Origin of the sequence: Nocardia sp. NPDC019395 (assembly GCF_040632335.1) — a bacterium.
In the GTDB taxonomy this organism is placed as follows: domain Bacteria; phylum Actinomycetota; class Actinomycetes; order Mycobacteriales; family Mycobacteriaceae; genus Nocardia.
Window position 1 is genome coordinate 402,740 of the sequence record NZ_JBEYBT010000003.1, and the last position, 14,541, is coordinate 417,280.

Annotated in this window: 14 protein-coding genes; 12 read left to right on the forward strand and 2 right to left on the reverse strand. The window is 65.8% G+C overall.

Annotated elements, in window-relative coordinates:
* Nucleotides 1–197: 197 nt before the first annotated feature.
* The 9 genes from ABZ827_RS12855 to ABZ827_RS12895 all read left to right on the forward strand — a co-directional run bounded on the left by ABZ827_RS12855 (nucleotide 198) and on the right by ABZ827_RS12895 (nucleotide 10,467).
* Nucleotides 198–794 carry a response regulator gene (locus ABZ827_RS12855; protein ID WP_357236461.1) on the forward strand — a complete coding sequence of 199 codons (597 nt, stop codon included), beginning with the start codon at nucleotides 198–200 and terminating at the stop codon, nucleotides 792–794.
* A 267-nt stretch (nucleotides 795–1,061) separates the two neighbouring features.
* Nucleotides 1,062–2,255: a branched-chain amino acid ABC transporter substrate-binding protein gene (locus ABZ827_RS12860; protein ID WP_357236657.1), complete on the forward strand. Its 1,194-nt coding sequence runs from the start codon at nucleotides 1,062–1,064 to the stop codon at nucleotides 2,253–2,255.
* Between the two features lie 90 nt (nucleotides 2,256–2,345).
* Entirely contained in the window at nucleotides 2,346–3,413 is a 1,068-nt protein-coding gene (locus ABZ827_RS12865; RefSeq protein WP_357236463.1) for a branched-chain amino acid ABC transporter permease, read from the forward strand.
* The gene (locus tag ABZ827_RS12870) at nucleotides 3,410–4,831 is read left to right on the forward strand and encodes a branched-chain amino acid ABC transporter permease (RefSeq protein WP_357236464.1); all 1,422 of its coding nucleotides are present in this window, start codon (nucleotides 3,410–3,412) and stop codon (nucleotides 4,829–4,831) included. Before ABZ827_RS12865 ends, ABZ827_RS12870 begins: the two co-directional genes overlap by 4 nt.
* On the forward strand, nucleotides 4,828–5,871 hold the full coding sequence (locus ABZ827_RS12875) for an ABC transporter ATP-binding protein (RefSeq protein ID WP_357236466.1): 1,044 nt from the start codon (nucleotides 4,828–4,830) through the stop codon (nucleotides 5,869–5,871). Before ABZ827_RS12870 ends, ABZ827_RS12875 begins: the two co-directional genes overlap by 4 nt.
* Nucleotides 5,868–6,617, forward strand: coding sequence for an ABC transporter ATP-binding protein (locus tag ABZ827_RS12880; RefSeq protein ID WP_357236469.1), 750 nt, complete (start codon nucleotides 5,868–5,870; stop codon nucleotides 6,615–6,617). The genes ABZ827_RS12875 and ABZ827_RS12880 overlap by 4 nt, the downstream gene beginning before the upstream one ends.
* A gap of 58 nt (nucleotides 6,618–6,675) precedes the next feature.
* The gene (polA, locus tag ABZ827_RS12885) at nucleotides 6,676–9,420 is read left to right on the forward strand and encodes a DNA polymerase I (protein WP_357236471.1); all 2,745 of its coding nucleotides are present in this window, start codon (nucleotides 6,676–6,678) and stop codon (nucleotides 9,418–9,420) included.
* A 381-nt stretch (nucleotides 9,421–9,801) separates the two neighbouring features.
* Nucleotides 9,802–9,936, forward strand: coding sequence for a hypothetical protein (locus ABZ827_RS12890; protein ID WP_357236473.1), 135 nt, complete (start codon nucleotides 9,802–9,804; stop codon nucleotides 9,934–9,936).
* A 90-nt stretch (nucleotides 9,937–10,026) separates the two neighbouring features.
* Nucleotides 10,027–10,467 (forward strand): 2-keto-3-deoxygluconate kinase, encoded by a 441-nt coding sequence (locus ABZ827_RS12895; protein ID WP_357236475.1) that lies wholly within the window; start codon nucleotides 10,027–10,029, stop codon nucleotides 10,465–10,467.
* A 104-nt stretch (nucleotides 10,468–10,571) separates the two neighbouring features.
* On the opposite strand, the gene trxA is transcribed toward ABZ827_RS12895, so the two are convergent.
* Nucleotides 10,572–10,955, reverse strand: coding sequence for a thioredoxin (trxA, locus tag ABZ827_RS12900; protein WP_357236476.1), 384 nt, complete (start codon nucleotides 10,953–10,955; stop codon nucleotides 10,572–10,574).
* A 124-nt stretch (nucleotides 10,956–11,079) separates the two neighbouring features.
* A complete protein-coding gene (locus ABZ827_RS12905; RefSeq protein ID WP_357236478.1) occupies nucleotides 11,080–11,613 on the reverse strand; it encodes a 2'-5' RNA ligase family protein in 534 nt (177 codons plus the stop codon).
* A gap of 203 nt (nucleotides 11,614–11,816) precedes the next feature.
* Here ABZ827_RS12905 and ABZ827_RS12910 point away from each other — a divergent pair, with 203 nt between their 5' ends.
* The 3 genes from ABZ827_RS12910 (at nucleotide 11,817) to ABZ827_RS12920 (ending at nucleotide 14,520) form a co-directional block, all read left to right on the forward strand.
* On the forward strand, nucleotides 11,817–12,689 hold the full coding sequence (locus tag ABZ827_RS12910) for an ABC transporter substrate-binding protein (RefSeq protein WP_357236659.1): 873 nt from the start codon (nucleotides 11,817–11,819) through the stop codon (nucleotides 12,687–12,689).
* Nucleotides 12,690–12,823: 134 nt separating this feature from the next.
* A complete protein-coding gene (locus tag ABZ827_RS12915; protein WP_357236480.1) occupies nucleotides 12,824–13,747 on the forward strand; it encodes an amino acid ABC transporter permease in 924 nt (307 codons plus the stop codon).
* Nucleotides 13,748–13,767: 20 nt separating this feature from the next.
* Complete coding sequence (locus ABZ827_RS12920; protein ID WP_357236661.1) at nucleotides 13,768–14,520, forward strand: amino acid ABC transporter ATP-binding protein; 753 nt, start codon at nucleotides 13,768–13,770, stop codon at nucleotides 14,518–14,520.
* Nucleotides 14,521–14,541 lie beyond the last annotated feature (21 nt).

Below are 14,541 nucleotides of genomic sequence, written 5' to 3' on the forward strand. Positions count from 1 at the left end.
CGGCGCCCGATTACCGAATGCCGGGTCCAGCGAGGCCGGGGGAAGGGCGATAAGCAGGGTATATGCGATGCCGTTCCAGGTGAACGGTAGTCTCTACACCACCCGATCGCGTGACGGCGGATCGACGGCCGAGGCCCGGCCGGCATCCGCCGTTCGCGGTGTCGGGGGATGAGGCATCGGAACCAGAGGGGTCGTTTATGGGCACTAGTGCGGACGCCGGGGCGAAGCGCGTGGTCGTCGCCGAGGACGAGGCGTTGATCCGGATGGATCTGGTGGAGATGCTGACCGAAGAGGGCTATCACGTCGTCGGCGAGGCCGGGGACGGGCAGCAGGCCGTCGATCTGGCTGTGGAGCACCGGCCGGATCTGGTGATCATGGATGTGAAGATGCCGCGGCGCGACGGGATCGACGCGGCCGCGGAGATCGCATCGAAACGTGTTGCGCCGGTTGTGATCTTGACCGCGTTCAGTCAGCGCGATCTGGTGGAGCGGGCCCGTGATGCCGGGGCGATGGCCTATCTGGTCAAACCGTTCACCAAATCCGATCTGGTGCCCGCGATCGAACTGGCCGCCAGCCGGTTCCACGAGATCACGGCGCTGGAGAGCGAGGTCGCGGGGCTGGCCGAGCGGCTGGAGACCCGTAAGCTCGTCGAACGGGCCAAGGGCGTACTGATGCAGACCCAGGGGCTGAGCGAACCACAGGCATTCAAATGGATCCAGCGCACCGCGATGGATCGGCGCACCACGATGAAGGCGGTGGCCGAGGTCGTGCTGGAGAATTTGGCTCCGCAGTGAACCCCTGGGCGATTTTCCGGGCGGTCGTAACCGTTCCGAAATGGATTTTGTCCGCGTAGGACAACCCTGTGCGAAAGAGTTTACGGCCAGGTCATCTGCGTGCGCCGAATGTGATGCGGGATCAACACACCCCAGTTATGTTTTTTCCGAGCCGATGTGATCGGTTCCCCCGGGCCGCCGGGGTTGCGATGAGGAACATGGGGTTTGATCGTGCTTGGTTCGACATGGCTGTCCGGGCCGTCGAGATACAGCCGCACCGCGCGTGGTCTGGTCGGTATCGGTGCTGCCGCGGCGCTCGTACTCACCGGATGCAGTGATAAATCGACAGGTACTTCCGATTCCCCGGGTAACGCCGGGGAATTGTCGATTCAGCCGCTGATGCAGATCGATTCGGCGGGTAAGGAGGTTCCCGCCACCGACGCGTCCACCGCCACCGACCCCGCCGGTGACGGTTCGGCGAAATGCCCGCCCGGTACCACCATTGCCATGGCGGGAGCCCTCACCGGGCCGGATGCCGCGCTGGGCATCAATATCGTCAACGGCGTCAAACTGGCCCTCGACCAGCACAACAAGGCCAATCCGGGTTGCAAGATCGAACTGAGGCCGTTCGATACCGAGGGCGATCCGCAGAAGGCCAGCCAGGTGATTCCGCAGATCGTCAACGATCCGTCGGTGATCGGCCTGGTGGGCCCGGCGTTCTCCGGGGAGACCAAGGCCACCGGTCAGATCCTCAGCGATGCCGGGCTGGTGGCGGTCTCGGCTTCGGCGACCAATGCCTCGCTCACCCAGGGCGGCTGGAAGACCTTCTTCCGGGGGCTGGCCAACGATGATGTGCAGGGGCCGTCGGTGGCGAAGTACCTCACCGACAATGCCGGGTACAAGAAGGTGTGCGTGGTGCAGGACAACACCGATTACGGTGTCGGCCTGGCCACGAGTATCACCCAGGGCCTCGGTTCCGCCGCCGATCCGGCATGCGCGGCGTCGATCAAGAAGGGCGACAAGGATTTCTCGGCGACCGTCACCAAGATCGCCGGCGCGAAACCGGACGCGATCTTCTACTCCGGTTACTACGCCGAGGCCGCTCCGCTGGCTCAGCAGCTGAAATCCGGCGGGGTGGACGCGGTGTTCGTCTCCGCCGACGGCACCAACGATCCGCAGTTCGTCTCCCAGGCCGGCGGTTCGGCCCAGGGCGCGAAACTGTCCTGCCCGTGTGGTCCGGCGCCGGATGATTTCGCGGCGCAGTACCAGCAGCTCAACGGGCAGGCACCCGGTGTGTACTCGGTCGAGGGTTACGACCTGACCACCATCCTGGCGAAGGGGATCGACGCGGGTAAGGTCACCCGGCCCGATCTGCTGGCGTTCGTCCGCGGCTACGACGGCCCCGGCCTGGCCCGCCAGTACAAATGGGATGCCACCGGAGAACTGTCCAATGCGCTGATCTGGATGTACGAGGTCAAGTAGCTCCGCGCGGGGAGCGGCACGCAGGCCGTCGAAGATACGGCGTGCGTGCCGCTCGCCTATGGGGGCCGACCCGAAGACGGTGAGTGTTCGATGACAGCAATCTGGCCGGCCGGTGCGGTGCTACCGGCAACGGGTTCGATCGATCTGACCTACCTGGCCGATAGTTCGATCGATTTCAACTACGAGGGCGTGCTCGATCAGTTCTGGCGGCTGACCGTGGACGGTTTGTCCTACGGCGCGATCTACGCCCTGGTCGCGGTGGGCTACACCCTGGTGTACGGCGTGCTGCGGCTGATCAACTTCGCCCATTCCGAGGTATTCATGCTCGGCATGTTCGGCCAGTACGTGGGGCTGATGCTGCTGGGTTTCGCGCCCAGCGGCGATATCTACAGCCAGGGTGTGGTGCTGACGGTCACCTATCTGGCGCTGGCGATGGTTTTCGGTATGGCGGTCTCCGGCGCCACGGCGGTGGGGTTGGAACGGGTGGCCTATCGGCCGTTACGCCGGCGCGGAGCCAAACCACTGGTCTTTCTCATCACGGCCATCGGAATGTCGTTCGTACTCCAGGAGTTCGTGCATTTCGTCCTGCCGAAACTGTGGCCGGATCTGGGCGGAACCAATGCCCAGCAGCCGATCATCCTGGTGGAGCCCACGGTTCAGTTCAGTATCGGCGACGCCGAGATCACCAATGTCACCCTGGTGATCGTGGTGGCGGCGGTGGTGCTGGCGGTGCTGGCGGAACTGCTGATCAACCGGACCAAGTTCGGGCGCGGTATCCGCGCGGTGGCGCAGGACCCCGATACCGCGACGCTCATGGGGGTCTCACGGGAACGCGTGATCATGCTGACCTTCCTCATCGGTGGTCTGCTCGCGGGTGCGGCGGCCATGCTGTACGCGTTGAAGATCCCCAACGGCATCATCTACTCCGGCGGATTCGTGCTCGGTATCAAGGCTTTCGCGGCCGCGGTGCTCGGCGGGATCGGCAATCTGCGCGGCGCGCTGCTCGGCGGACTGCTGCTCGGGCTGGTGGAGAACTACGGGCAGATGCTGCTGGGCACCGAATGGCGCGATGTGGTGGCGTTCGTGGTGCTGGTGGCGGTGCTGTTCTTCCGGCCGACCGGCATTCTCGGTGAGAGTCTCGGGAAGGCCCGCGTATGACCGTCTCGACGAAAACTCCGGCGAAGCGCCCGCCGGTCGCATCGGGTCCGCCGCACGGGCTGGGCGATACGCTTCGTACCTGGTGGAACGGTCTGAGCCGGCCCGCGCAGTGGGCGGTCGGTGTTCCCGCGCTGCTGTTACTGGCGCTGTTGCCGATGTTCCCGCCGCCGCTACTGGATACTCCCGCAACCAGTTTCGGCGGGGTCATGGCGCAGTTCGCCATGTATGCGCTCATCGCCATCGGCTTGAATGTGGTGGTGGGCCAGGCCGGGCTGCTCGACCTCGGTTACGTCGGCTTCTACGCTGTCGGCGCCTATACCGTGGGCCTGCTGACCAGCCCGAACAGTCCGTGGAACCAGACCGACGGCGGCTGGCTGAACTCGGACTGGGCCTGGCTGGCGTGTGTGCCGCTGGCCATTATGGTCACCGCGGTCTCGGGTTTGATCCTGGGTTCGCCGACGCTGCGGCTGCGCGGTGACTATCTGGCGATCGTCACCCTCGGTTTCGGTGAGATCGTCCGCCTGCTCGCCGATAATCTGGGTGATCTGACCAACGGCAGCCTGGGGTTGTCGGGTATCGCCTATCCGCGGGTGGGCGAATCGGAGACGAGTCCGGGTGGGGTGTTCTCGGCGGGCAATGTCGGCTCCGACAGTTCGAACCTGCTGGAACGGGCCAACTCCGGCACCTGGTGGTACTGGGTGGGCATGCTGGCGGTGGTCGCGGTACTGCTGCTGGTCGGCAATCTGGAGCGCAGCCGGGTCGGCCGGGCGTGGGTGGCGATCCGGGAGGACGAGGACGCCGCCGAGATCATGGGTGTGCCGACGTTCAAGTTCAAACTCTGGGCCTTCATGATCGGCGCCGGGATCGGCGGGCTGTCCGGCGCCCTGTTCGCCGGGCAGGTCCAGTTCATCAACCCGACCGGATTCAACATCATCAACTCGATGCTGTTCCTGTGCGCGGTGGTGATCGGCGGTCAGGGGAACAAACTCGGTGTCATCGTGGGCGCGTTCCTGGTGGTGTATCTGCCGAACCGGCTGATGTCGGTGCAGTTGGTGACCGATGAGGCCACCGGCTATATATGGCTGGCGGCGGCGGTCGTGGTTGTCGGCGCGCTGCTGGCCGGCTGGCGGTGGTGGGCGCGCACGGTGGCCGCTACCTGGGTGCGGTGGGCGTATCTGATCGTGACGGTCGCCGCCGCGGTCTACGCGGTTCTGCTGTTGAGCAGCATTCTGTTGTTCTATCCCGGCGGAGCCCAGTCCCTCGGCGATCTGAAGTATCTGTATTTCGGCATAGCGCTGGTGGTGATGATGATCCTGCGACCGCAGGGACTGTTCCCGGTCCGGCAGAAACTGCTGGCCTACGGGCGGCAGATCATCCGGGCGGTCCGGCCGGCCGGGGCCGTGGAGGTGAACCGATGACCGGGCCACACGCCGGCGGTGCGATGTTCGACAACAACGATATGAACGCCGAGTTCGCCACCGAGAAACTGCCGGTGACGGACCAGCCGGCCGGTCCGGTGGATGTGACGGCCATCGATCCGGGGCTCGGCGACGCGAACGTGGTCGCCGAAACCGTTGCCCCGCACCGGGAGATCCGGACGGCGGTGGGCGAATCGCTGCTGCGCACCGAGGATCTCACCGTGAAATTCGGCGGGCTCACCGCCCTGGACGCGGTGAGTTTCGATATCCGGCGCGGGGAGATCCTCGGACTCATCGGCCCGAACGGCGCGGGTAAAACCACCTGTTTCAATGCCATCACCGGTGTCTACCGGCCGAGCGCGGGCATGGTGTTCTTCGACGGCAAACCGCTCACCAGGATCAAACGCAATGCCATCACCCGGCTCGGTATCGCGCGCACATTCCAGAATGTGCGGCTGTTCGGGGAGATGACGGCCCTGGAGAATGTGGTGGTGGGCACCGACGCCCGGCATCTGACCTCGATCCCGGGCGCATTACTGCGCACCCCGCGACACCGTCGTGAGGAACGCGATGCCGTCGAACGCGGTATGGCACTACTGGAGTTCGTCGGGATCGGGCCGCGCGCGGTGGAGAAGGCCCGCAATCTGTCCTACGGCGATCAGCGCCGGCTGGAAATCGCGCGGGCGCTGGCCACCGAGCCCAAACTGCTGTGCCTCGACGAACCGGCCGCCGGGTTCAATCCCAGCGAGAAATCCGCGCTGATGGATCTGATCCGCAAGATCCGTGACGACGGGTTCACGGTGCTGCTGATCGAGCACGATATGCGGCTGGTGATGGGCGTGACCGACCGCATCGTGGTGCTCGAATTCGGGCGCAAGATCGCCGACGGGCTGCCCGCGGATATCCGCCGGGATCCGGCGGTGATCGCGGCGTACCTGGGTGTCCCCGACGACGAACTGGAAGCGGGGGATATACCTGGTCCTGGCCCGGCGCCCGGCCTTCGTGGCTATCCGAACTATCCACCGGAAGGACAGTCATGACGGTGCCAGGGTTCGTCCACGGGGCGGACACTCTGCTCGAGGTGGACGATATCGTCGTCAACTACGGCAGAATACAAGCGCTGCACGGTATTTCGCTTCAGGTGGTGGACGGTGAGCTGGTCACCCTGCTCGGCGCCAACGGCGCCGGGAAGACCACCACCATGCGTGCGCTGTCGGGCCTGCTGCCACTGACCCGCGGGCGGATCATGTTCGAAGGTCGCGATATCACCCGGCTGAAGGCGCATGAGCGAGTCGCGGCCGGACTGATTCAGGCCCCCGAGGGTCGCGGTGTCTTCCCCGGTATGACCGTGCAGGAGAACCTCGATATGGGCTGCTATGCGCGGCCCTTCCGGCACAAACCGGAGTACAACACCGCATTGGAGCAGGTATTCGAGCTGTTCCCGCGGTTGCGGGAGCGGCGTAAACAGGTCGGTGGCACCCTCTCGGGCGGGGAACAGCAGATGCTGGCAATCGGACGTTCGCTCATGGCCAGGCCGCGCCTGCTGCTGCTCGACGAACCGTCCATGGGTCTGGCGCCGATGGTGATCCAGCAGATCTTCCGGATCATCGCCGAGATCAACCGGGCCGGCACCACGGTGCTGCTGGTGGAACAGAACGCCCGGCAGGCGCTGGCGCGTAGCCATCGCGGCTACATCATGGAAACCGGGGAGATCGTGAAAACCGGCCACGGACCGCAGCTGCTGGACGATCCCGCGGTACAGGCCGCGTACCTGGGTGTCGGCTGACCGGCCGGGAAGTCCCTGGAGCCCGGGATGTCGGGGGGAGTCCCTAGACTCTCCGGGTGTGACCCCACCGACCACCGCGCAGCCGACCACCCCCGCCCCCGCCGACGCCTCCGGTTCCCCGGAAACCCGGCCCACGCTGCTGCTACTGGACGGGCACTCGCTGGCCTACCGCGCCTTCTACGCATTGCCGGCGGAGAATTTCCAGACGGTCACCGGTCAGACCACCAACGCGGTGTACGGGTTCACCGCCATGCTCATCAACCTGCTGCGGGACGAGAAACCCACCCATATCGCCGCGGCCTTCGACGTCTCCCGGCAGACCTTCCGGGTGGACGCGTTCCCCGAGTACAAGGCGAACCGGTCGAAAACCCCGGACGAATTCCGCGGGCAGGTCGAACTGACCAAAGAGGTATTGGGGGCGCTCGGTATCCCGGTGATGGCGATCGAGGGGTACGAGGCCGACGACCTCATCGCCACCATCACCACCCAGGCGGTACCGCAGGGCTACCGGGTGCTGATCGTCACCGGCGATCGTGATTCGATTCAGCTGGTCAACGAGAACGTCACCGTTCTGTACCCCAAGAAGGGTGTTTCGGACCTCACGCGGTTCACGCCCGAGGAGGTCGAGAAGAAGTACGGCCTGACTCCTGCCCAGTACCCGGACTACGCCGCGCTGCGCGGCGACCCGAGCGATAACCTGCCGGGTATCCCGGGGGTGGGTGAGAAGACCGCCGCCAAATGGATCCGCGAGTACGGGGATCTGAACACCCTCGTCGACAAGGTGGACGAGGTCCGCGGCAAGGTCGGCGACGCGCTGCGTGCCAACCTCAGCAGTGTGGTGCTCAACCGGCAGCTGACCGAGATGGTTCGCGACGTCCCGCTGCCCTATACCCCCGATCAGCTGGCCCAGGGCGCCTGGAACCGGGAGCGGATCCACCAGCTCTTCGACGATCTGGAATTCCGGGTCCTGCGCGACCGGTTGTTCGAAACCCTCGCCCCGCCGACCATCGAGGCCGAATCGGGTTTCGAGATCAGCGGGCAGGCGCTCGAACCCGGCAGCGTCGCGGACTGGCTCACCGAGCACGCGAAAGCCGGTTTCCGGCACGGTATTTCACTCTCCGGAAGCGGCGTGCCGGCCGCCGGGGATGTGCGTGCCCTGGCGATCGCCGCCGCGGACGGCGAATCCGGCTATATCGACGTCACGGGTCTCACCGCCGAAGACGACGCGGCCCTGGCGGCATGGCTGGCCGATCCGGCCACGGCCAAGGCCCTGCACGAGGCCAAGAGCGCCCTGCACGCGTTGCGCGGCCGCGGCTGGCGCCTGGCCGGTCTCTCCAGCGATACCGCCCTCGCGGCGTATCTGGTGCGGCCCGGTCAGCGCAGTTTCAATCTCGACGATCTGTCGCTGCGCTATCTGCACCGTGAACTGCGCACGGAAACCGAGGCGGCGCCGCAACTCTCGCTGCTGGACGCGGAGGACGCGGTCGATACCGAACTCGCACAGCATGAGATGTTGCGTGCCCGCGCCGTCGCCGATCTGGCCGACGCCCTGGACGAAGAGCTGGCGAAGATCGAATCCACCCCGCTGCTGGACGAGATGGAACTGCCACTGCTCGCGGTGCTCGCCGATCTCGAAGACGCCGGAATCGCCGTCGATATGGATCAGCTCACCGAACTGCAGCGGCAATTCGCCGATAAGGTCGCCGATGCCGCGAACGCGGCGTACGGGGTCATCGGCAAACAGATCAACCTCGGTTCGCCCAAACAGTTGCAGGTCGTCCTGTTCGACGAGCTCGATATGCCCAAGACCAAACGCACCAAAACCGGTTACACCACCGACGCGGACGCCTTGGAATCGCTCTACGAGAAGACCGAACATCCCTTCCTGCAGCATCTGCTCGCGCACCGCGATGCCACCCGCCTCAAGGTCACCGTCGACGGCCTGCTGAAATCCGTCGCCGACGACGGCCGGATCCACACCACCTTCAACCAGACGATCGCGGCCACCGGCCGGCTGTCCTCGACCGAACCCAACCTGCAGAACATCCCCATCCGCACCGATACCGGCCGGATGATCCGCGATACCTTCGTGGTCGGTAGCGGCTACGAATCGCTGATGACCGCCGACTACAGCCAGATCGAGATGCGGATCATGGCGCATCTGTCCGGTGATGCCGGCCTGATCGAGGCCTTCAACTCCGGCGAGGACCTGCACAGTTTCGTCGCGTCCAAAGCGTTCGATATCCCGATCTCCGAGGTCTCACCGGAACTGCGGCGCCGGATCAAGGCCATGTCCTACGGCCTGGCGTACGGTCTGAGCTCCTACGGGCTGTCCGCCCAGCTGAAGATCAGCACGCAGGAGGCGAAGGAGCAGATGGAGGTCTACTTCGCCCGGTTCGGCGGTATCCGCGACTATCTGCACGCCGTGGTGGAACAGGCCCGTAAGGTCGGTTACACCCAGACTCTGTTCGGCCGCCGCCGCTATCTCCCGGATCTGGATCACAGCAACCGCCAGCGTCGCGAATCCGCGGAGCGGATGGCACTCAACGCACCCATCCAGGGCACGGCCGCCGACATCATCAAGGTCGCCATGATCAACGTGCAGTCCGCGCTGCGCGATACAGGTCTGCGGTCGCGCATGCTGCTGCAGATCCACGACGAACTCGTCTTCGACGTGGCGCCTGGAGAGCAGGAGCAGCTGCGGGAGCTGGTCAGCGACAAGATGTCGTCGGCGATAGAACTGTCTGTCCCACTGAGTGTTTCGGTCGGGGTCGGGCGCAGTTGGGATGCCGCCGCACACTGACTCGGCTACCGCCGGTACGTATCGCGGCTCCGGGCGATCAGGCTGATCTGAATGTCCGATCCGCGTCGTTCGGCCGCACGTCGGTCCGGACGCGAAGGCGATCGGCGAAGCGGTGTGTGGCGCCGGCCGGCGCCACATCCTCGTGCCGCTCGACGAGGTGCTTTCGTGGCCGCGCGTCCCAGGGCGAGACCGGATAACTGGTTCGGCTCCCGAGCCGACGCCCCTACACCATCGCGACCGATGGAGTCTGGTTCGTCACCGTCGTGTCCGGGTAATTCCGGGTTACAGGCTGGTGACCAGCGGAAATACTACTGTTGGGTAGGCCGAATGGCGGTGCGGATATGGTTGCCATCCGCTGGGTGAGACTTTATTCTCGATCCCGTGCATATCCCTGCCGACGGCCTACGTGCCGCGCCGATTCTCACGGACCGTGAGGGCGCGGCGCTTCTCGTGCGCGCCGCGGAGACGGCCGGGCGGGCACTCGACGTAGTAGTAACCCGCCGTAGCGGGGTCTGATTCGGACCGGCCCCCTCGCTGCGGGCCCCATTTTTTCTCTTTTGCTGGTCCCCCAACCTGCCTACCTTCTCTGGGAAGACCTACGTACTCATGACCACACTGACTCTGGACAACGACGCCCTGACCGCCGCCGCGCCCCGTAGCCTGCGCTCCGAATGCGCCGAGCTGACCGCGGCCCAATTCCACGACCGTTACGGCGAATGCGCCGGCCCGATCCGTCTCGCGGGCTGGTCGTCCACCGGCGCCCGCGGCGGCGCGTTCACCGCCACCCTCGAATTCGGGAGCTGGTCCCGCTCGGTGGTGGCCGCCGGTAGCCCCATCGCCGCTATGACCTCGGCTCTCTACGAGGCCGGCTATCCGGTGGAGATCCTGCGGTTCCATCAGCGGCGGACCGCCGCCGCCACCGCCACGTTCGTGCAGTGCGAATCCGACGGCCGGCGCGGCTGGGGCGCGGCCCTCGCGGCGGACGGCGCGGAATCGTCGGTGCGCGCGATGATCGCCAGCGTGAACCGGCTGCGCGCGCTGGGCTGAACCGGTCCGCCCGGTACCCGGCCGTCGGGAAGACCGGGCAACGAAACAACGGCGGGCTCTACACCATCCCCGGAAAGTGTGGAGCCCGCCGTCGTTCGCCGATTCTATTCGGCTGCTTCGCCGTTGGCTGCCTGCTGCTCGGCGAGTTGCTTACGGACCTCGTCCATATCGAGGTCCTTGACCTGCGATACCAGATCCTCGAGCGCCGCCGGCGGGAGTGCACCCGGCTGCGCGAATACGAGCACGCCCTCGCGGAAGGCCATGATGGTCGGGATGGACTGGATATTGGCGGCCGCGGCCAGGCCCTGTTCGGCCTCGGTATCGACCTTGCCGTGCACGACATCGGGATGTTTATCCGACGACGCCTCGTAGGTCGGAGCGAAACTGCGGCACGGTCCGCACCAGGAAGCCCAGAAATCGACCAGTACCACATCATTGCTGGTGACGATATCGTCGAAATTCTGCTGCGTCAGTGTCTGGGTGGCCATGACGTCCTCTCGTGGTCGGTATATAGGCTGCAACGCCGGTCCCGGCCGCGGTTGTTCCGCGACGGTGTCGTACGCCACCTCAGCCCACCCTAGTTGCGGCCGGCCGGTGGCGTGGGCCGGTGGGTCAGCCGTGTTCGGCGATCGGCCATGCGCGGCGCCGGTCGCCGTCCCAGCGTCGCAATCCGGCCACGGTCGCGGTGATGTCCTTGTCCGCGGCGACGGCCGTCACGGCCTCGCCGATTCGCTGCGGCAGCACCCGCCGCGCGAGGGTGATATGTGGGGTCCAGTGATTCGGGTGCAGGTTCGCCGGTACGTCCGGACACGGCGCCACCACCTGATATACCCGCCGGTGCCAGGCCAGCAAGGGCTCGGAGGGGACCACGGCACGCACGAGAATCGGCCGGCGCGCCCCGAAGATCAGCACACCGCCGAGGCGCACCGGGAACGGCCGGAAAGGCAGCCGGTCGAGATCGTTTTCGATACGCGGCCAGATCTGCCTGGCGACCGCCACGGTGATATGGGGCCGGTGGCTCTCGGCGTCACCGGCCCGCGCGCTGTGTCCCAGCCCGGGCAGGCCCGCTTCGGCGAGCAGTTCCCACTGTCGCCGGATCCGCCGCTCGGACTCCTCGTCGAGCAGTAATTCCACCGACTGCACCATGATCTTCAGACGGTAGCCGGTCGCACGGCGGATATCCGGTGGATCGGCTGGGTCCGCGCCGCGCCGGGGATCAAATCTCTGTTACTACGGCCGTATCGCCGGTCCGATTCGCCTACTGTGCTGACAACGTCCACAAATGGCCGAGGGCCCACAATTCTTCGTGACGGCAGGTGGTGACGGTGGCTGATCGATCCGGTGCGCGGATACGGCGGATACTGTGCGGGATCGCCGGGATACTACTGACGGCCGGGTGCGTGACCAATGTCGAGGACACCGGGCCGATACCACCGAAGGTGGCGGTACAGACCGTGCCGGAGCTCGCTGCCCGGCTGCCACCCGAGATCGCCGCGGCGGGGGAGGTGGCGGTCGGCGTGAACGTGCCGTATCAGCCGAACGAATACCGCGACCGGCACGGCGAGATAGTCGGATTCGATATCGATCTGATGGACGCGGTGACCGCGGTGCTGGGAATCCGTGCCCGCTATACCGAATCGGCGTTCGAGAAGATCATCCCCGCGGTCCAGGCCGGCACCTATGACCTCGGAATGTCGTCGATAACCGATACGCCCGAGCGGGAGCGGCAGGTCGATTTCGTCACGTACTTCACCGCCGGGGTGCAATGGGCGCAGCGAACCGGCGACGATATCGACCCCGAGAACGCCTGCGGTAAACGTGTGGCTGTGCAGGCGACGACGATCGAGCATATCGAGGAGGTCCCCGCCAGGAGCGAAGCGTGTGTCGCCGCGGGGAAGGACCCGATCATCATCAACGCGTTCGAGGAGCAGAGCGCGGTCACCAATGCCTTGGTTCTCGGGCAGGTGGACGCCATTTCGGCGGATTCCCCGGTCACCGCGTATGCGATCAAACAGACCGACGGCAAGATCGAACCCGCGGGTCCGGTCTTCGATGCTGCCCCCTATGGATGGGCGGTCGCGAAGGGGGCACCTCTCACCGCCGTACTGCGGGACGCGGTGCAGCATCTGATGGACAACGGGCAGTACCGGCAGATCACCGAGAACTGGGGTGTGCAGGAAGGTGCGCTGCGCACCTCCGTGATCAACGGCGCGAGGAGCTGACGTCATGATTCGGTACCTCCGCCTTCGCCTTCGCCTTCGCCGCGGCCTCCGCGGACCGCATGAAAACCGTCCGAGGGAGCTTCCGTGATGCGATATCTCCGCCTACCGCATGAACACCATCCGAGGGAGCTCCTATGAGCGGCGACCCGGGCGCGGTACGCCAGGAACCGGATCTGATCAGGGCCGTCCCGTTGCGGCGTCCGGGCCGGTGGGCCGCGGCCGTCGTGATCCTGGGGCTGGCCGGGCTGTTCATCTACGGGGCGGCCACCAATCCGGCCTACCGGTGGGACGTGTATTGGCAGTATCTGCGGGATACGCGGATCGCGGCCGGTGCCGTGGTCACCGTGGAGCTGACCGTTCTCGCCATGGTGATCGCGGTCGCACTGGGCACGGCGCTCGCGGTGATGCGGTTGTCGCCGAACCCGGTCCTGCGGGCGAGCGCCTGGGTCTACCTGTGGATCTTCCGGGGCACCCCGGTCTATGTACAGCTGGTGTTCTGGGGGCTGGTGCCGTCCCTGTACCAGCATGTGGCCCTGGGAGTTCCGTTCGGTCCGCGGCTGCTGGAGGTCGATGTGCAGAGCCTGCGGGCGGCGTTCGCGTTCGCGGTGATCGGGCTGGCGCTCAACGAGGCGGCGTATATGGCCGAGATCGTCCGGGCCGGAATCAACTCGGTGGGGGAGGGGCAGCGGGAGGCGTCGATCGCCCTGGGGATGTCGTGGTCGCAGACCATGCGCCGGACCGTGCTGCCGCAGGCGATGCGGGTGATCATCCCGCCGACCGGTAACGAGCTGATCAGCATGCTGAAGACGACCTCACTGGTCACCGCCATACCGCTCAGCACCGACCTGTTCGGCCGCGCCCGCGATATCTACGGCGTGAATTTCCTGCCGATCCCCCTGCTGCTGGTCACCGCGACCTGGTACCTGGCGATCACCAGCATTCTGATGGTGGGCCAGTACTACCTGGAGAAATATTATTCGCGTGGTATTTCCCGGCAGCTGACCGCGAAACAGTTGCAGGAACTGGCCGACGCGCAGGGAGAGGCCCAGGCGAAATGAGCGCGACGAGTCCGGAACCGATGGTCCGCGCCGATCGGGTGCACAAGAATTTCGGTGCGCTGCGCGTGCTCAACGGGATCTCCCTCGAGGTCGGGCGCGGGCAGGTGCTCTGCCTGATCGGACCGTCCGGGTCCGGGAAATCGACGTTCCTGCGCTGTATCAATCACCTGGAACAGGTGGATGCCGGCCGGCTGTACATCGACGGCGAACTGGTGGGCTATCGGGAGCGCAAGGGTCGTTTGTACGAGCTGCATCCGCGGGAAGCGGCGCGGCAGCGCCGGGATATCGGGATGGTCTTCCAGCATTTCAATCTCTTCCCGCACCGGACCGTGCTGGGAAATATCGTCGAAGCGCCCACACAGGTGAAGAAACTGAGCAGGGCCGTCGCGCGGCAACGCGCCGCGGAACTACTGGATCGAGTCGGCTTGGCGGATAAGGCGAATGCGTATCCGGCGCAGTTGTCCGGTGGGCAGCAACAGCGCGTGGCCATCGCCCGCGCGCTGGCGATGGACCCGAAACTCATGCTGTTCGACGAGCCCACCTCCGCGTTGGATCCCGAGCTGGTGGGCGAAGTCCTGACGGTGATGCGGGAACTGGCCGATTCGGGTATGACGATGGTTGTCGTCACCCACGAGATGGGTTTCGCGCGCGAGGTCGCCGACCAGCTGGTTTTCATGGATCAGGGTGTGGTCGTCGAGGCGGGGCCGCCCGCGGACCTGCTGGCGGCCCCACGGCACGACCGTACGAAGGAGTTCCTCTCCCGGCTGCTGTGATCGGTATGCGAATTGCCTACC